Source organism: Enterobacter sp. 01-M-03-SI-ECC, assembly GCF_047530215.1.
Lineage (GTDB): Bacteria > Pseudomonadota > Gammaproteobacteria > Enterobacterales > Enterobacteriaceae > Enterobacter > Enterobacter chengduensis.
In genome coordinates this window covers 216006-232296 of sequence record NZ_JBLKDA010000004.1, presented here as the reverse complement: position 1 = coordinate 232296, position 16291 = coordinate 216006, and the positions used below count along the sequence as shown (strand labels likewise).

General features: G+C 60.2%; 15 protein-coding genes. 4 read left to right on the top strand and 11 right to left on the bottom strand.

Annotation, left to right across the window (positions count from 1 at the left end; genetic code table 11):
* Positions 1-532 precede the first annotated feature (532 nt).
* Positions 533-1255: an ABC transporter ATP-binding protein gene (locus tag ACMWKK_RS06220; protein ID WP_045331259.1), complete on the top strand. Its 723-nt coding sequence runs from the start codon at positions 533-535 to the stop codon at positions 1253-1255.
* On the opposite strand, the gene bioD is transcribed toward ACMWKK_RS06220, so the two are convergent.
* The 4 genes from bioD to bioB are packed head-to-tail and all read right to left on the bottom strand — an operon-like array spanning position 1218 to position 4845.
* Positions 1218-1919 (bottom strand): dethiobiotin synthase, encoded by a 702-nt coding sequence (gene bioD, locus ACMWKK_RS06215; RefSeq protein WP_181663674.1) that lies wholly within the window; start codon positions 1917-1919, stop codon positions 1218-1220. The two genes, ACMWKK_RS06220 and bioD, sit on opposite strands and share 38 nt — an antisense overlap.
* Positions 1912-2667, bottom strand: a complete 756-nt coding sequence (gene bioC, locus ACMWKK_RS06210; protein ID WP_112781309.1) for a malonyl-ACP O-methyltransferase BioC — start codon at positions 2665-2667, stop codon at positions 1912-1914. The genes bioD and bioC overlap by 8 nt, the downstream gene beginning before the upstream one ends.
* Positions 2651-3808 (bottom strand): 8-amino-7-oxononanoate synthase, encoded by a 1158-nt coding sequence (bioF, locus tag ACMWKK_RS06205; protein WP_112781308.1) that lies wholly within the window; start codon positions 3806-3808, stop codon positions 2651-2653. The genes bioC and bioF overlap by 17 nt, the downstream gene beginning before the upstream one ends.
* The gene (gene bioB, locus ACMWKK_RS06200) at positions 3805-4845 is read right to left on the bottom strand and encodes a biotin synthase BioB (protein WP_112781307.1); all 1041 of its coding nucleotides are present in this window, start codon (positions 4843-4845) and stop codon (positions 3805-3807) included. Before bioB ends, bioF begins: the two co-directional genes overlap by 4 nt.
* An 86-nt stretch (positions 4846-4931) precedes the next feature.
* Between bioB and bioA the strand changes: the two genes are divergently transcribed.
* Both bioA and ACMWKK_RS06190 read left to right on the top strand, forming a co-directional pair.
* Positions 4932-6221, top strand: a complete 1290-nt coding sequence (gene bioA / locus ACMWKK_RS06195) for an adenosylmethionine--8-amino-7-oxononanoate transaminase (RefSeq protein WP_404851924.1) — start codon at positions 4932-4934, stop codon at positions 6219-6221.
* A gap of 48 nt (positions 6222-6269) precedes the next feature.
* On the top strand, positions 6270-6746 hold the full coding sequence (locus ACMWKK_RS06190) for a kinase inhibitor (protein ID WP_045331274.1): 477 nt from the start codon (positions 6270-6272) through the stop codon (positions 6744-6746).
* An 87-nt stretch (positions 6747-6833) separates the two neighbouring features.
* On the opposite strand, the gene hutH is transcribed toward ACMWKK_RS06190, so the two are convergent.
* From hutH to hutI, 5 genes are all read right to left on the bottom strand, one after another.
* A complete protein-coding gene (hutH, locus tag ACMWKK_RS06185) occupies positions 6834-8354 on the bottom strand; it encodes a histidine ammonia-lyase (RefSeq protein ID WP_112781305.1) in 1521 nt (506 codons plus the stop codon).
* A complete protein-coding gene (gene hutU, locus ACMWKK_RS06180; RefSeq protein ID WP_112781304.1) occupies positions 8351-10039 on the bottom strand; it encodes a urocanate hydratase in 1689 nt (562 codons plus the stop codon). Before hutU ends, hutH begins: the two co-directional genes overlap by 4 nt.
* Positions 10040-10165: 126 nt before the next feature.
* Complete coding sequence (locus ACMWKK_RS06175; RefSeq protein ID WP_112781303.1) at positions 10166-10900, bottom strand: histidine utilization repressor; 735 nt, start codon at positions 10898-10900, stop codon at positions 10166-10168.
* A 19-nt stretch (positions 10901-10919) separates the two neighbouring features.
* On the bottom strand, positions 10920-11858 hold the full coding sequence (gene hutG / locus ACMWKK_RS06170) for a formimidoylglutamase (protein ID WP_112781302.1): 939 nt from the start codon (positions 11856-11858) through the stop codon (positions 10920-10922).
* The gene (gene hutI / locus ACMWKK_RS06165) at positions 11855-13078 is read right to left on the bottom strand and encodes an imidazolonepropionase (RefSeq protein WP_112781301.1); all 1224 of its coding nucleotides are present in this window, start codon (positions 13076-13078) and stop codon (positions 11855-11857) included. Before hutI ends, hutG begins: the two co-directional genes overlap by 4 nt.
* A 224-nt stretch (positions 13079-13302) precedes the next feature.
* On the opposite strand from hutI, the gene ACMWKK_RS06160 reads away from it, so the two are divergent.
* On the top strand, positions 13303-14586 hold the full coding sequence (locus tag ACMWKK_RS06160; protein ID WP_112781300.1) for a putative acyl-CoA thioester hydrolase: 1284 nt from the start codon (positions 13303-13305) through the stop codon (positions 14584-14586).
* Between the two features lie 55 nt (positions 14587-14641).
* On the opposite strand, the gene tisB is transcribed toward ACMWKK_RS06160, so the two are convergent.
* The gene (gene tisB / locus ACMWKK_RS06155; protein WP_023332440.1) at positions 14642-14731 is read right to left on the bottom strand and encodes a type I toxin-antitoxin system toxin TisB; all 90 of its coding nucleotides are present in this window, start codon (positions 14729-14731) and stop codon (positions 14642-14644) included.
* A gap of 443 nt (positions 14732-15174) precedes the next feature.
* Entirely contained in the window at positions 15175-16170 is a 996-nt protein-coding gene (gene pgl, locus ACMWKK_RS06150) for a 6-phosphogluconolactonase (RefSeq protein ID WP_112781299.1), read from the bottom strand.
* Positions 16171-16291: the final 121 nt, after the last annotated feature.

Sequence of the window (16291 nt, the reverse complement as noted above, 5' to 3'; positions counted from 1 at the left end):
GTCAAGCCAGGTAATGATAGTTTTATGGCAACGGGTGACACTTTCATGACGGGAATTGCTTTTATCTAAGCAATTAAAAATTAAACGATATTTTCTAAAGCCGCGTTTCGCGTCAATTTGGGCGAAAGCCGCGTCTTCTCTCGCTTATCGCGTGTTTTCTAACTCTAATGCACATGGTTATCCACAGGAATAGTGGATAACTGCTTCCAGCCCGTACGGCGTGGCGCTCGGCAAATTCCCGGATTTTCCCACGAGACGGCAGGAAAAAATTTTTATAGCTCTTTTTTGCTGATTAACAGTTGCGTCATTCATAACCAACCGATGCGATCTTGCTCACATTTTCATCATTTCTGACGCTGCACCACAACCCAACACCGCCAGCACCGTCCGTGTGCAATCCCGGCTGTTATCCGCCGCGCGCTTGTGACTTATTCCTAAAAAAGCCGTTTTTTTAAGCACTTTTCGATTTCTGGCAGGGGTTTTGCACACTCAACTATGAGCCTCACCTACACACATTTTTAAGGAGAGAAAGATGTTGAGTCTGCGTGCTGTAAATCAGTTTTACGGAAGCCAACATACGCTATGGAACGTGAATGGGGATTTTCCGCAGGGAATGTGTACAGGCGTCGTTGGCCTGCCGGGGATGGGGAAAACCACCCTCATGAACTGCATTGCCGGGAGAGTGCCCGTCGAAAGCGGCAGCATCATCTGGCACGAGGCGGGGGCACCGCCGCGCGATTTGCTCAACCTGCCGCCAGAACCGCGTTCAGGACCGGGGATAGGGTATGTCCCGCAGGACAGGCGGATCTTCTCCCAGCTGACGATTGAGGAAAATCTGCATATCGCCATGCGGGCGATGGGGAAGCCCAACCCGGAGGCGAAAAGTGACGTTTACGACCTGTTTCCGGCGCTCTACGCGCTGCGACAGACCCGCGCCAACGCGATCTCTCCGGACGACCAGTATCAGCTGGCGCTGGCGAATGCGCTGGTCAACCGTCCGCACCTGCTGATCCTCGATGAGCCCCTGCTCGGCGCAGGCTACAGCTTCGCCCAGAAGCTAGGGCAGCTGCTGGGGCGCTTAAACCGGGAGTTAGGTATGACGGTGCTGTTAGCGGAGCAGCAGCTGTCGTTTATCCGCCGGGTGGCGGACCGTTTCTGTCTGCTCTATCGCGGGCGTAACGTGGCGCAGGGCCACGTTAACGAGCTGGATGACGAGCTTATCGCTCACTGGATGACGCGGGAAGCAAGGCGCTGAGATCGAGGTAACGTCCGGTGTCGGCATTATCCACGCCGTCAGCCAGCCAGGGGATCTCCCCAAGGTACGGCGCGGGCAGGACGCGCCCAAGCGTCGCCAGATATTCCTGGTGTCGTTTACCCGGCGCAACCACATCGTTGGCTATCCAGCCCGCCAGCCGCAGCCCGGCCTGCCGTACGGCCTGCGCGGTAAGCATGGCGTGGTTAATACAGCCCAGCTTAACGCCGACCACCAGAATGACCGGAAGCCGCTCGGCCTGCACCCAGTCAGCAAACGTCTGCGTGTCCGAAAGGGGCGTAAACCAGCCCCCCGCACCTTCCACCAGCACCCAGTCGGCCTGGCTCTCCAGCGCCCGTAATCCGGCAGACAGCACGGCAAAATCAATCGGACGATCTTCGTCGGCGCTGATGATGTGCGGCGAGGTCGGCTCGGCAAAGGTGTACGGATTCACCGCTGAATAGGCAAGCTCAAGGGTACTGTTACGCTGGAGCGCCAGCGCGTCGGTGTTGCGTAGCCCTTCCGCCCTCATCTCGCTGCCGGAAGCGACAGGCTTGTATCCGGCGGTGTTTTTCCCGAGCCGTCTCGCCGCCTGCAGCAGCGCCGAGCTGGCAACCGTTTTACCTACTTCCGTATCCGTTCCGGTGACAAAATAACGTTCAGTCACGTTCGATAATCCCATGAAAAAGTTGATAGGAGAGCGGGAATCGACCCCGCTGCTGCGGCCAGGCCAGCTCAAGGCGCTGTAGCTGACCCCGGGTGAGCGGTTTTTTCTCACGCCCGGCATGCAGGTGCGTGGCGCCAATGCCCTTCAACGAGCGCATGGCGCTAAGCGCATCGCTAAAATTGAGCGTGATGGTCTGCACCGTACTGCGGTAGCGCCAGCCTGCCAGCGCCTGCGTCACCTGCTCGTGCGATAAAAAGCGGTTAGCGTGCGGCTGCTCATCCACTGCTTTCCAGGCCTGATTCAGCTCCGGCAGCGAACTTTCCAGCAGGGTGGTAAAGGCCACCTTCCCGCCCGGCCGCGCCACGCGATACAGCTCGCATAAGGCCTGCGGCAGGCTGCTGCACCACTGGACCGCCAGATGACTCCAGACCAGATCGAACTGGGCATCCCCCAGCGGGATCGCCTCGATATCGGCCAGCAGATAGCGATCTGCTGCCTGCCCCTGACGCGCCACGTCGAGCATTCGGTCCGAGAGGTCGATCGCCGTGACCCGGCTTCCCGCCTCGCGCCAGTAGCGGCTATTGCTGCCGGGACCACAGCCGGCGTCCAGCACCTGCGGAAAACGCTTCTCGCCAAGCGCGGCCAGAAGCCCCGCCGCGCTCTGGCGCTGCAGGTCATCGTGCTGCGAATAGCTCTGGGCGGCGCGACCGAATGCCGCCGCGACGGCCTGCTTATTCACCGGCATCATGGAGCACCTCCAGCAAGGTCTGGATATCGCGCGCTTCATGCGCCGCCGTCAGGGTTAAGCGCAGCCGGGCGGTACCCGGCGGAACGGTGGGCGGACGAATGGCGGTGACCCACATGCCCCGCTCGCGCAGCGCCTGTGCCAGGGCCAGCGCACGACCATTTTCGCCGACAATCACCGGCTGGATAGCGCTTTGCGAATCGGGACTGCGGAAGGGTAATGCCGCTAATCCCTGGCGGAAGCGGGCAATATGCTCTGCCAGACGCTGGCGACGTGCCTCCCCTTCTGCGCTGCGGATCACCGCCAGGGACGCAGAGAGCGCCACCGCCTGCGCCGGGGGCATGCTGGTGCTGTAGATTAGGTGTCGGGCAAACTGCAGGAGATAGTCGGCGACGGACTCGCTGCACAGCACGGCAGCGCCGCTGGCGCCAAAGCCCTTGCCGAAGGTGACGATCAGCAGCTCCGGCTTCACGTTTTGCCGGTACGCGCTGCCGCGGCCTTCGTCGCCCATCACGCCAATCCCGTGAGCATCGTCCACCAGCAGCCAGGCGTTTTGCCGCTTTGCGGCCTCGTGCAGCGCGGCAAGCGGCGCGCTGTCGCCGTCCATGCTGAACACCCCTTCCGTGACCGCCAGCTGCTGTCCTTCGCAGGGTTTATCCAGCAGAGCAGCGAGCTGTCCCGCGTCGTTATGGGCAAAGCGGCGCAGCTGGGCCGGGCTTAAATTTGCCGCCTCCAGCAGCGAGGCATGGCTGAGTCTGTCGGCGACAATGCGATCGTCTTTCCCCATCAGGGCCGTGATGACCGCCTGGTTGGCGGCAAAGCCGGAGATAAAAAGCAGCGCGCGCGGGTAGCCGAGCCAGTCGGCAAGCGCCTCTTCCAGCGCCTGATGCGCCGTGGTGTAGCCGCTGACGTGTCCCGAGCCGCCGCTGCCCACGCCAAACCGCTCCGCGCCCTGCTGCCAGGCGCGGACGATGGCCGGATGCTGGCTCAGCCCGAGATAATCGTTGCTGGAGAAATTGCAGAACTGACGCCCCTCGCGGGTAAGAAAACGGCCCGCGCCGTTTTCCACCACCCTGCGGACGCGAAACGCCTCTACCGCCCGGCGTTCGTCCAGCGCGGTATTAATTCGTGCCTGCCAGGTCATACGGCTGCCGCGTTGTAGAACTGGTCGGTGTCGGCGTTAAAAATCTGCTGCTCCAGCTGCTGCTGTTGCTCGATATCGCCCGTCAGCACCTCGGTCTGATGCGGGTTCAGCCCCAGCTTGCGGAACAGCTGTACGTCTTTGTCCTCTTCCGGGTTCGGCGTGGTCAGCAGCTTGCAGCCGTAGAAGATGGAGTTGGCCCCGGCCATAAAGCACATCGCCTGGGTCTGCTCGTTCATCTGCTCACGACCGGCAGAGAGGCGCACGAAAGAGGTCGGCATCATGATGCGCGCCACCGCGATGGTGCGGATAAAATCAAACGCATCCACGTCGTCGTTATCCGCCAGCGGCGTGCCTTTGACCTTCACCAGCATGTTGATTGGCACGCTTTCCGGCGGGGTCGGCAGGTTCGCCAGCTGCAGCAGCAGGCCCGCGCGGTCTTTCACGGTTTCGCCTAAGCCCACGATGCCGCCGGAGCAGACCTTGATCCCCGCGTCACGCACTTTATCCAGCGTGTCCAGACGCTCCTGATAGGTACGCGTGGTGATGATGTTGCCGTAAAATTCCGGCGAGGTGTCGAGGTTGTGGTTGTAGTAATCCAGCCCCGCGGCCGAGAGGCGCTGCGCCTGTTCTTCGTTCAGCGTACCGAGGGTCATACAGGCTTCGAGGCCCATCTCCTTCACGCCCTTTACCATCTGCTCCAGGTACGGCATGTCGCGATCGTGCGGATTCTTCCACGCCGCGCCCATGCAGAAGCGGGTTGAGCCGGCGTTTTTCGCCTTGCGCGCGGAGTCGAGCACCTGCTCGACTTCCATCAGGCGCTCGGATTCAAGACCGGTTTTGTAGCGCGCGCTCTGCGGGCAGTATTTGCAGTCTTCCGGGCAGGCGCCGGTCTTGATTGACAGCAGCGTGCTGACCTGAACATGGCGCGGATCGAAGTGCTGACGATGCACCTGTTGGGCTTCGAACATCAGCTCAAGAAAAGGTTTGTCGAATAATTCAGTGACTTGCGACATCGTCCAGCGTGCGTGGTGAGCCATCGGGCTTCTCCAAAGGGTTTTGTTAATTTTCGGTTCGGTTTATACTCGTAAACCTAAAACTTTTCAAAATGGTTTACAAGTCGATTATGACCCAGGACGATCTCGCCTTCGACAAGCAGCATATCTGGCACCCTTACACCTCCACGACCCGCCCCCTTCCCGTCTACCCGGTAGCCTCCGCCCACGGCTGCGAGCTGCACCTTGCCAGCGGCGAGCGGCTGGTCGACGGAATGTCCTCCTGGTGGGCGGCCATTCACGGGTACAACCACCCGCGCCTGAACGCGGCGATGAAGGCGCAGATTGACCAGATGTCGCACGTGATGTTTGGCGGCATCACCCACCAGCCCGCGGTGGATCTTTGCCGCCGTCTGGTGGCGATGACGCCTCAATCGCTCGAGTGCGTGTTCCTGGCCGACTCCGGCTCCGTGGCGGTGGAGGTGGCGATGAAGATGGCGCTGCAGTACTGGCATGCGAAGGGTGAAGCGCGCCAGCGGTTCCTCACCTTCCGCAACGGCTATCACGGGGATACCTTCGGGGCGATGTCGGTCTGCGATCCGGACAACTCCATGCACAGCCTGTGGAAGGGCTATCTGCCGGAAAACCTGTTTGCTCCGGCGCCGCAGAGCCGCTTCGACGGCGAGTGGAACGAGATGGACATGGTCGGCTTCGCGCGGCTGATGGCGGCGCATCGTCACGAGATTGCTGCCGTCATTCTTGAACCCATCGTGCAGGGGGCGGGCGGCATGCGGATGTACCACCCGGAATGGCTGAGGCGCATCCGCAAGATGTGCGACCGCGAGGGCATTCTGCTGATTGCCGACGAGATCGCCACCGGATTTGGCCGCACCGGGAAGCTGTTTGCCTGCGAACATGCGGGCATTGCGCCGGATATTCTGTGTCTGGGCAAAGCGCTGACCGGCGGCACCATGACGCTCTCGGCCACCCTCACCACCCGCCACGTTGCCGACACCATCAGCGACGGCGAGGCGGGCTGCTTTATGCACGGCCCGACGTTTATGGGCAACCCGCTGGCCTGCGCCGTCGCCAGCGAAAGCCTTGCGATTCTGGAAAGCGGCGAGTGGCATACGCAGGTGGCGGCGATTGAGGCGCAGCTGAAAGCGGAGCTGTGCGCCGCCTCGGGGGCGAACTTCGTCGCGGACGTGCGCGTGCTGGGCGCCATCGGGGTGATTGAAACCACCCATCCGGTGAACATGGCGGCGCTGCAGCGCTTCTTCGTAGAGCAGGGCGTCTGGGTGCGGCCTTTCGGCAAGCTTATCTACCTGATGCCGCCGTACGGCATTACGCCGGCGCAGCTGCGTAAATTAACCGATGCGGTCGTAACAGCCGTTAACATTCCCGCGCATTTCGCGATTTAACCCGATGCATTACACTTGCTGAACGAGCGATCAACGAGGGTAAACCGTATGAAAATCATCAGTAAAGATCTGCGCGACGGTGAAAAGCTGCCGGAACGCCACGTATTCAACGGCATGGGGTATCAGGGAGACAATATCTCCCCGCACCTGGCGTGGGACGAGGTTCCGGCAGGCACCAAAAGCTTTGTCGTGACCTGCTACGACCCGGATGCGCCAACCGGCTCCGGCTGGTGGCACTGGATCGTGGCGAACCTGCCTGCCGACACGCGCGTGCTGCCGCAGGGTTCCGGTTCAGGCCTGGTTGCCCTTCCTGACGGCGCGATTCAGACGCGCACTGACTTTGGTAAAGCGGGCTACGGCGGCGCGGCGCCGCCAAAAGGGGAAACCCACCGCTATATCTTCACGGTGCACGCGCTGGACGTAGAGAAGATTGAGGTCGATGAAGGCGCGAGCGGCGCGATGGTTGGGTTTAACGTGCATTTCCATACCCTCGGAAACGCGTCGATTACGGCGATGTATTCGTAAAAAAAAGCCGGGTGGCGGCTACGCCTTACCCGGCCTGGATTTCGCACTCGCAGGCCCGGTAAGCGCAGCGCCACCGGGCAGAAAAAATCACAGCACCGAAGGTAACAGCCCTACCAGCCGCCCTTCTTCCAGAAGCTGCATCGCCTTGTCAATATCCGGCGCAAAGAAGCGGTCATCATCGTAATGCGATACGTGCTCGCGCAGCACATGACGCGCCTGCTCCAGCAGCGGGCTGGATTTTAGCCCTTCACGCAGATCGATCCCCTGACTCGCCGCCAGCCATTCCACCGCCAGCACGCCGCGGGTGTTGGAGGCCATTTCCCAGAGACGACGCCCGGCAGCCGGTGCCATCGAAACATGGTCTTCCTGATTCGCCGAGGTTGGCAGGCTGTCCACGCTGTGCGGATGCGACAGCGCCTTGTTCTCGCTTGCCAGCGCTGCGGCCGTCACCTGAGCAATCATAAAGCCCGAGTTGACCCCGCCGTTGCGCACCAGGAACGGTGGCAGCTGCGACATGTGTTTATCCATCATCAGCGCGATACGGCGCTCGGACAACGCGCCGACCTCGGCAATCGCCAGGGCGATATTATCTGCCGCCATCGCCACCGGTTCAGCGTGGAAGTTGCCCCCGGAGACCACCTCGTTTTCCTCGGCGAAGACCAGCGGGTTATCGGATACCGCGTTAGCCTCCACCAGCAGCACCTCAGCCGCCTGGCGCAGCTGCGTCAGGCACGCGCCCATTACCTGCGGCTGGCAGCGCAGGGAATACGGATCCTGCACCTTCTCGCAGTTGTGGTGCGAATCCGCGATTTCACTCGTATCGGTAAGCACGTGGCGGTACATCGCGGCGGCATCAATCTGCCCGCGCTGGCCGCGCACCTCGTGGATGCGGGCGTCGAACGGGCGACGCGAGCCCAGCACGGCTTCGGTGGTCAACGCACCGCACACCACCGCCGAGGCAAACAGATCTTCCGCTTCGAACAGGCCGCGCAGCGCGAAGGCGGTCGATGCCTGGGTGCCGTTCAGCAGCGCCAGCCCCTCTTTCGCCGCCAGCGTGATCGGGCTTAAGCCCGCTTTTTTCAGCGCCTCTTTCGCCGGAAGCCACTCGCCCTGCCAGCGCGCTTTGCCTTCACCCAGCAGCAGCAGCGACATGTGCGCCAGCGGTGCGAGATCGCCGGAGGCCCCAACCGAGCCCTTCGCCGGGATCCACGGATAGACCTCCGCATTGACCAGCGCCATCAGCGCCTGGATCACGCTCAGGCGGATGCCGGAGAAACCGCGCGCCAGGCTGTTGATTTTGAGCACCATCATCAGACGGACGATCTCGTCGTCCAGCGGCTGGCCGACGCCCGCCGCGTGCGACAGCACCAGCGAACGCTGCAGGTTTTCCAGATCGTGCGTCGCAATGCGGGTCTGCGCCAGCAGGCCAAAGCCGGTGTTAATCCCGTAAGCCGTGCGCCCTTCGGCAACGATGGCTTCAACGCAGGCGACGCTGTCGTTAATGGCGGCGTGGGCGCTTTCATCCAGCGAAAGGGTGACCGGCTGACGCCAGACGTTACGCAGCTGTTTCAGCGTCAGCGAGCCGGGAGTGAGTGTTAAGGCGTTCATTCATGCTTTCCTTGTGTGGCAGGGATCATCGGCAGGTTAAGTCCCTGCTCTTTGGCACAGTTAATGGCAATTTCGTAGCCCGCATCCGCGTGACGCATCACGCCGGTTGCCGGGTCGTTGTGCAGCACGCGAGCGATACGCGCGGCGGCTTCATCGGTTCCGTCGCAGACGATGACCATCCCGGAGTGTTGGGAGAAGCCCATCCCCACGCCGCCGCCGTGGTGCAGCGATACCCAGGTCGCGCCGCTGGCGGTATTGAGCAGAGCGTTCAGCAATGGCCAGTCGGAGACCGCATCCGAGCCGTCGCGCATGGCTTCGGTTTCACGGTTCGGGCTGGCAACGGAGCCGGAGTCCAGGTGGTCGCGGCCAATGACGATCGGCGCGGAGACTTCGCCGCTGCGCACCATCTCGTTAAAGGCCAGGCCCAGCTTTTGCCGCCACTCCAGGCCTACCCAGCAGATACGCGCCGGCAGCCCCTGGAAGTTAATGCGCTCGCGGGCCATGTCCAGCCAGCGGTGCAGGTGTTCGTCATCGGCGACAATCTCCTTCACTTTGGCATCGGTTTTGTAGATATCTTCCGGATCGCCGGACAGGGCAACCCAGCGGAACGGACCGATACCGCGGCAGAACAGCGGACGGATATAGGCCGGAACGAAGCCGGGGAAGTCGAAGGCGTTATTCACGCCCATCTCTTTCGCCATCTGGCGGATGTTGTTGCCGTAATCAAAGGTTGGAATGCCCATCTGGCTGAAGGCCAGCATCGCGGAGACGTGTTCCGCCATAGAGCGCTTCGCGGCGAGCACCGTACCTTCCGGGTCGGTTTCCGCTTTCTGCTGGTAGGCTTCCCACGTCCAGCCTTTTGGCAGATAGCCGTGCAGCGGGTCATGCGCGCTGGTCTGGTCGGTGACCAGATCCGGACGCACGCCGCGGGCGACAAGTTCAGGCAGAATATCCGCCGCGTTGCCGCACAGGGCGATCGATACCGCTTTGCCTTCCGAGGTGTATTTTTTGATGCGCGCCAGCGCATCGTCGAGGCTATCAGCCTGCTCATCGACGTAGCGGGTACGCAGGCGGAAATCAATGCGGCTCTGCTGGCATTCAATGTTCAGCGAGCAGGCACCGGCGAGCGTCGCGGCCAGCGGCTGCGCGCCGCCCATGCCGCCGAGACCGGCGGTCAGTACCCAGCGGCCTTTCAGCGAGCCATTGTAGTGCTGGCGACCGGCTTCCACGAAGGTCTCATAGGTACCCTGCACAATGCCCTGGCTGCCGATGTAGATCCAGCTCCCGGCGGTCATCTGGCCATACATCGCCAGCCCTTTCGCGTCGAGTTCGTTGAAGTGTTCCCAGGTGGCCCAGTGCGGCACGAGGTTAGAGTTGGCGATCAAAACGCGCGGCGCGTTTTTGTGCGTTTTGAACACGCCAACCGGCTTGCCGGACTGCACCAGCAGGGTTTCGTCGTGTTCGAGTTCGGTCAGGGATTTTACAATTGCGTCATAGCATTCCCAGTTGCGCGCGGCGCGGCCAATGCCGCCGTAGACCACCAGCTCGTGGGGGTTTTCCGCCACCTCAGGATCGAGGTTGTTCATCAACATGCGCAGCGGGGCTTCGGTGAGCCAGCTTTTGGCGGTAAGCGTGGTGCCGCGCGCGGCGCGGACATCCTGCTGGCGGTATTTACCTGACGACATTGTGTGCTCCTATACGGGACAGATGATGCATTTAGATATACTTGTATAGACAAGCACACACAAGGCCGGATTTAACAAAAAAGATACAATTTTGTTATATTGCGTTAGCGATCACGCTTATAAAACTTATGACATGAAATGGCCCTGCAGCCGGTAACGGTTCCCCGGGAAAAGCAGCCTGGCATGGGACACAATGTGCGACGAGGACCAGGTACGGCGGCGGATCAGCAGGCACGGATCGTGCTCTTTAATACGCAGCCTTTCGCACTCCTGCGGCGTGGCGCGCACGGCCTCCACGATGTGCTCCCCTTCCGTCAGCGGTGCGACGAGCGAGAGATAGGCATGCGGCGTGGTCCGGGTGTAATCCTGGCTGAGATAGTCCGGGATCCGCTCAGCGTTCACGCAGCGATCTTCAATCTGTACCGGAACGTCGTTCTCAAAGTGCACCATCACCGAGTGGAAGATGCGGCTGCCTTCTTTAACATTCAGCTCTGCGGCCTGCTCGGCGCTGGCCTGGGTCTCTTCAAGCACCAGCACCTCGCAGCGGTGCTGATGATTACGCGCGGCAATCTCGTCCGCAATGCTGCGGATTTCAAACAGCGCCGACTGCCCTTTCGGCTCCGCCACGAACGTCCCCACGCCCTGCAGGCGCACCAGCAGCCCTTCGTCGGTCAGCTCGCGCAGCGCCCGGTTGATGGTCATCCGGCTAAAGCCAAACTGCGCCACCAGGTCAGCCTCCGACGGAATGCGGTCGTGCGGCCGCCAGACGCCGGTGGCGATTTTTTCGCTGATCGCCTGCTTTACCTTTTCGTAGAAAGGTGCGGGAGAGCTCGACGGCGGCAGGGGTGAGCGTGAAAACATCGTGACTCCTTGAATAGTGTTATGCCCACCAGTGAGCAATTTGCCAGGCCAGACGGGCGGCGAGCTTAGCGCCCTGCCCGTCGCGGTCATACTGCGGGTTAAACTCTACCAGATCGGCGGCCTGTAGCTTACCGCTTCGGCAGATTTGTTCAATCAGGGGGAGGAGATCCCGTGCCGGTATGCCTAACGCCGCCGGAGCGGAAACGGCAGGCATTTCGCTGGCGGGCAGGACGTCCAGATCGATCGTCAGGTAGACGCGGTCGGCCTGCGCCAGCACCTTTTCCAGCGCAGGCTGCGCATCGCGACTGAAATGCAAATCTTCCACCAGCGTGACGTTCAGGCGTTCGGCCTCATCCCACAGCGCCTGGGTGTTCGCCGCCCGGCTGACGCCAAAGCAGGCATAGTGAAACTCCCGCCCGCGCTCATCGCAGTAGTGCGCCAGCTGGCGAAACGGCGTGCCGGACGTCGCCCGCTCGGCCTTGCGCAGGTCGAGATGGGCATCAAGGTTGATGATGACCACCCGCTCGTGCGGGAAGGCGTCCAGAATGCCCCGACCGTGCCCCCAGGCGGTCTCGTGCCCGCCGCCAAAGACCAGCGTGCGCATTCCGGACTGCTGGCAGGCCGTCACCGCTTCGCTTAACGCCTGCTGTGCCGCTTCCAGCTCGTCGCCTTCAACGTAAACCGCCCCCATATCCGCCAGCCGTTCATGGCCCTGATGGCTTGCCATATTCGCCAGCGCCTTACGCAGTATATCCGGCGCCTGCGCGGCGCCGGGCCTGCCCTGATTGCGCTTAACGCCTGCATCACATTCAAAGCCTATCAGCGCGATGCCGGATGATAGCGGCGTGAACTGCTTCTGCTGCCTTATCGTCTGAAAAATGCGCGTTGCGTTGCTGGCCTCGGCGCTGTCGTCGCGCCCCAGCCAGACCGTTTCGGCTACCGGCCGCCATAAGCTCATACTGCCTCCCCACGGAAAATACGTTGATATAGCGGATTGCGCCCCGGCTCGTAGACCATCTCGACCGGATGGTGTGCATCCCAGACGATGAAATCAGCGACAAATCCGGCCCGCAGCTGTCCGTGGGTTGCGCCACGCCCCAGCGCCTGCGCCGCGTGGCGCGTGACGCCAGCCCAGGCCTCTTCCGGCGTCAGGCCAAACTGAACGCAGGCCATATTCATCGCCAGGTGCAGGCTCGCAAACGGGCTGGTGCCCGGGTTATAGTCGGTGGCGACGGCCATCGGGACCCCCTGTTTTCTGAGCCGTTCCACCGGCGGGCGCTGGCGCTCCTGCAGAAAATAGAACGCGCCGGGAAGCAAGACCGCCACCGTACCGCTTTGCGCCATCGCCTGAATGCCCGCGTCGTCAAGATATTCGATATGGTCGGCGGAGAGTCCTCTATACCGGCTAACCAGCGCCGCGCCGCCCTGATTCGACAGCTGCTCGACGTGCCCTTTCACCGGGATACCGAGCGCGGTTGCCGCCTGAAAGAGGCGCTCGGTTTGCGACGGCGTAAAGCCGACGTTTTCGCAGAACACGTCTACCGCTTCATATAGCTCTTTTTGCCACAGCGTGGGCAATATCTGCTCGCAGACCAGCGTGAGGTAGGCATCCGGATCCTGCCGGTATTCCGGCGGAACCGCATGGGCCGCCAGCAGCGTTGGGCTGATATCGATCGGATTATTGAGGCTTAGCTGGCGCGCGACCTGCAGCATCTTCTCTTCGGCCTCGGCGTTTAAACCGTATCCAGATTTGATTTCAACCGTGGTGACGCCTTCATCCATCAGACGCTGAAGCCGCTGCTGCGCCAGCGTAAGCAGGGCTTCGGGCGAGCTGCCGCGCGTCGCCGTCACGGTAGCGTTAATCCCGCCCCCCTGGGCGCTGATGGTTTGATAAGAGACGCCGTTCAGACGCTGCTCCCACTCCGCCGCGCGGTCGCCGCCAAACACCAGGTGGGTATGGCAGTCAATCAGGCCTGGCGTGACCAGACGCCCCTGGAGATCGATACAGTGAGGGTGTCCGGCAGGAATGTCAGATTCAGGGATCGCGGCCAGAAGGGTTTGGCCGCGCACGACCAGGGCGTGCTGCTCTTTCAGTCCATAGGGTGCGGAGACGTCCGGCGCCATCGTAGCCAGTCGCGCATTTCGCCATATAACATCGTCGGGATGAATCTGCTGCATGGGCATTCCACTTGTCATGGGTTGTATAGACATTTATTTTCATCTGCTGTCTGCTGTCAACCGACTTTGCGGAAAATGTTATTTATTTGTGATCGTTTACCTGCCGCGCCGGGGCGAAAAATGCAACTTTTACCCTTTTTATCTTCCCGTTTCGCTCAACTTAGTATAAAAAAGCAGGCTATTTCGTCTATCCCGTAAAGACTTGCATACCCAGGAGCTTCACCTTGAACATTTCCAGGATTTCCCGTCTGGCGTTGGCACTCGCCTTTGGCGTGACCTTATCCGCATGCAGTTCAACCCCACCGGATCAGCGCCCTTCTGAGCAGGTTGCGCCCGGCACCGCCTCGCGCCCGATTTTGTCCGCGGATGAAGCGAAGAACTTCGATCGCGCGCACTACTTCTCGGCGATGGATCCTAACGCTGCGCCGTGGGCACCGTCTTCTATTAGCCTGCCGAAACAGCCTGACTTCGTGGTTGGCCCGGCAGGCGCGCAGGGCGTAACGCACACCTCTATTCAGGCTGCGGTCGATGCTGCCATCACGAAACACAGCGCGTCTCGCCAGTACATCGCGATCCTGCCGGGTGAATATGAAGGCACCGTGTATGTTCCGGCAGCCCCGGGCAGCATTACGCTTTACGGTCTGGGTGAAAAAGCGATCGATGTTAAAATTGGCCTGGCGATTGATTCCGAAATCGACAGCAACACCTGGCGTCACCTGGTGAACCCAGCCGGTAAATATATGCCGGGCAAACCGGCGTGGTACATGTTTGATAACTGCCAGAGCAAGCGTTCCGCTACCGTTGGCGTGATGTGTTCGGCGGTATTCTGGTCTCAGAATAACGGCCTGCAGCTGCAGAACCTGACCATTCAGAATACCCTGGGCGACAGCGTTGATGCCGGCAACCACCAGGCCGTTGCGCTGCGCAGCGATGGCGATCGGGTGCAGATTAACAACGTCAACATCCTGGGTCGTCAGAACACCTTCTTCGTGACCAACAGCGGCGTGCAGAACACCCTGCAGAACAACCGCCTGACCCGTACGCTGGTGACCAACAGCTACGTTGAAGGTGACGTGGATCTGGTGTCCGGCCGCGGCGCGGTGGTATTTGATAACACCGATTTCCGCGTGGTGAACTCACGTACCCAGCAGGAAGGTTACGTGTTTGCTCCGGCAACCCAGTCGAACCTCTTCTACGGCTTCCTGGCCGTAAACAGCCGCTTTAACGCTGCCGGTGACGGCGTGGCGCAGCTGGGACGCTCCCTGGACGTGGACGCTGCGACCAACGGTCAGGTGGTGATCCGCGACAGCGTGATAAACGAAGGCTTCAACATGGCGAAGCCGTGGGCGGATGCCGCAATCTCCAAACGTCCGTTCTCCGGCAATACCGGCGCGGTGGATGATAAAGGGAACGTTCAGCGTAACCTGAACGACGCTAACTTCAACCGCATGTGGGAATACAACAACCGCGGTCTGGGTAGCAAAGTGGTTGCCGAGCCGAAGCAGTAATAAGATGAGAGTAAAAGGGGGATATTAATCCCCCTTTTTACTGCGACTGAATGCGTCAGGCACCAAACTTAAGATACGCATCCAATAGTTGCATAATCGCAACCATGAGTTGCAGGAACAGAATTGCCCATTCCACACCGCTCATACGCCACTCCTTTGGTATAGAGCACTTCTCCTCTGATTTACCTTTCCGCTGCCTGTCACCAGAGGTGTGTTGGTTATGTTTTGATGTGCTCCGCAGTTTAGGCACCGTCGGCACCACCCGACAGCCAGGACTGAATACGGATCCTGAATTGCGGAACTGCAACACATCAAGCCAACGGACAGAATGATATCAAATCACTACTGTACATAAAAACAGATAAAATCAGTTTAGGAATCTATAAAGAATACGCATGTAAGCGACTGATTATTATCAAAATAGAAATTTCTAATCTTTCCACGTTGTTTGCCCTTCGTTGACGAGGAATTTACTTCGCTTTGAGTCGACATTATGATGAACATGTTGGTTACGTTTTGATGTGCTCACCCGGCTACCACCGGGCATAAAAAAACCTCGCATTGGCGAGGTTTTTTGTTTTAAGCCGCTTAGTGAGCGTTAACCACCACCCACATTGGCCCCTGGCCGACGGCGTAGCGCCCTTTCTCTTCCAGCAGACCCTGCTCGCCTTTAATTTCATACAGCGCGATGTGGTGGGATTTCTGCCCCGCCGCAATCAGATACTTCCCGCTGCGATCGATATTAAAGCCGCGCGGCTGGGTTTCCGTTGGCTGGAAACCTTCAACCGCCAGCACGCTGCCATCTTCAGAAACGCTGAAGACGGTAATCAGGCTGGAGGTACGGTCGCAGGCGTAAAGATGACGTCCGTCAGGCGTGATGTGGATATCCGCCGCCCAGCGGGTGTCGGAGAAATCAGACGGCATCATGTCCAGCGTCTGCACGCACTCGATCTGGCCGTTAGGATCTTTCAATTCCCAGACGTCCACAGAGCTGTTCAGCTCGTTGACCACGTAGGCGTACTGCTGGTTCGGATGGAACACCATATGACGCGGACCCGCGCCCTCTACCGTCGTGACTTCAGCAGGCGTCTGCGCCACCAGGTGACCATCGTCGCTCAGGGTGAACAGACAGATGCGATCCTGCTTCAGCGCAGGCACCCACAGCGTGCGGTTGTCCGGAGAGATGTTCGCCGAGTGGCAGCCTTCCAGCCCTTCTACCACGTCCACGGTTTCGACCGGAATGCCGTCGTCAAGACGCGTCACGCTGACGCAGCCCGCATTGTAAGAGCCGCTAAAGATAAAGCGCCCTTTACGATCGGTAGAGATGTGGGTAGGGCTGCCCGGCAGCGGGGCTTCGGCAGTGTAGGTCAGCGCGCCGTCGTCCGGCGAAATGCGGTAGGCCAGCACCCGGAACTCAGGGCGAACGCCAACATAGAGAAAACGTTTATCCGGGCTGACGACCATTGGCTGTACCTGCCCCGGAACATCAACAACCTGAACCAGCGTGAGCGAACCTTCTGCATTCAAACGCCAGACGTGGATCTGCTGACTTTCAGGACTGGCGGTATAAACGGTTTGTTTCATGAACACTCCTTTCCTCACTGCGCGTGAAAGTGATTATTTTTAACGGTGAATGCTGAATTTTAGCCAGGAATTTTGCAGCGATTTACTCTCGGTGTAACATCGCCTGAGACCTAAAATTCAA

What these genes read in the sequence shown, in the direction of transcription:
- ACMWKK_RS06190 (WP_045331274.1), top strand. Translation starts at nt 6,270, where the DNA reads ATGAAAATCATCAGTAAAGATCTGCGCGACGGTGAAAAGCTGCCGGAA.
- pgl (WP_112781299.1), bottom strand. Translation starts at nt 16,170, where the DNA reads ATGAAACAAACCGTTTATACCGCCAGTCCTGAAAGTCAGCAGATCCAC.
- hutI (WP_112781301.1), bottom strand. Translation starts at nt 13,078, where the DNA reads ATGCAGCAGATTCATCCCGACGATGTTATATGGCGAAATGCGCGACTG.
- bioB (WP_112781307.1), bottom strand. Translation starts at nt 4,845, where the DNA reads ATGGCTCACCACGCACGCTGGACGATGTCGCAAGTCACTGAATTATTC.
- bioF (WP_112781308.1), bottom strand. Translation starts at nt 3,808, where the DNA reads ATGACCTGGCAGGCACGAATTAATACCGCGCTGGACGAACGCCGGGCG.
- hutU (WP_112781304.1), bottom strand. Translation starts at nt 10,039, where the DNA reads ATGTCGTCAGGTAAATACCGCCAGCAGGATGTCCGCGCCGCGCGCGGC.
- ACMWKK_RS06175 (WP_112781303.1), bottom strand. Translation starts at nt 10,900, where the DNA reads ATGTTTTCACGCTCACCCCTGCCGCCGTCGAGCTCTCCCGCACCTTTC.
- hutG (WP_112781302.1), bottom strand. Translation starts at nt 11,858, where the DNA reads ATGAGCTTATGGCGGCCGGTAGCCGAAACGGTCTGGCTGGGGCGCGAC.
- hutH (WP_112781305.1), bottom strand. Translation starts at nt 8,354, where the DNA reads ATGAACGCCTTAACACTCACTCCCGGCTCGCTGACGCTGAAACAGCTG.
- bioA (WP_404851924.1), top strand. Translation starts at nt 4,932, where the DNA reads ATGACCCAGGACGATCTCGCCTTCGACAAGCAGCATATCTGGCACCCT.
- ACMWKK_RS06220 (WP_045331259.1), top strand. Translation starts at nt 533, where the DNA reads ATGTTGAGTCTGCGTGCTGTAAATCAGTTTTACGGAAGCCAACATACG.
- tisB (WP_023332440.1), bottom strand. Translation starts at nt 14,731, where the DNA reads ATGAGCGGTGTGGAATGGGCAATTCTGTTCCTGCAACTCATGGTTGCG.
- bioC (WP_112781309.1), bottom strand. Translation starts at nt 2,667, where the DNA reads ATGATGCCGGTGAATAAGCAGGCCGTCGCGGCGGCATTCGGTCGCGCC.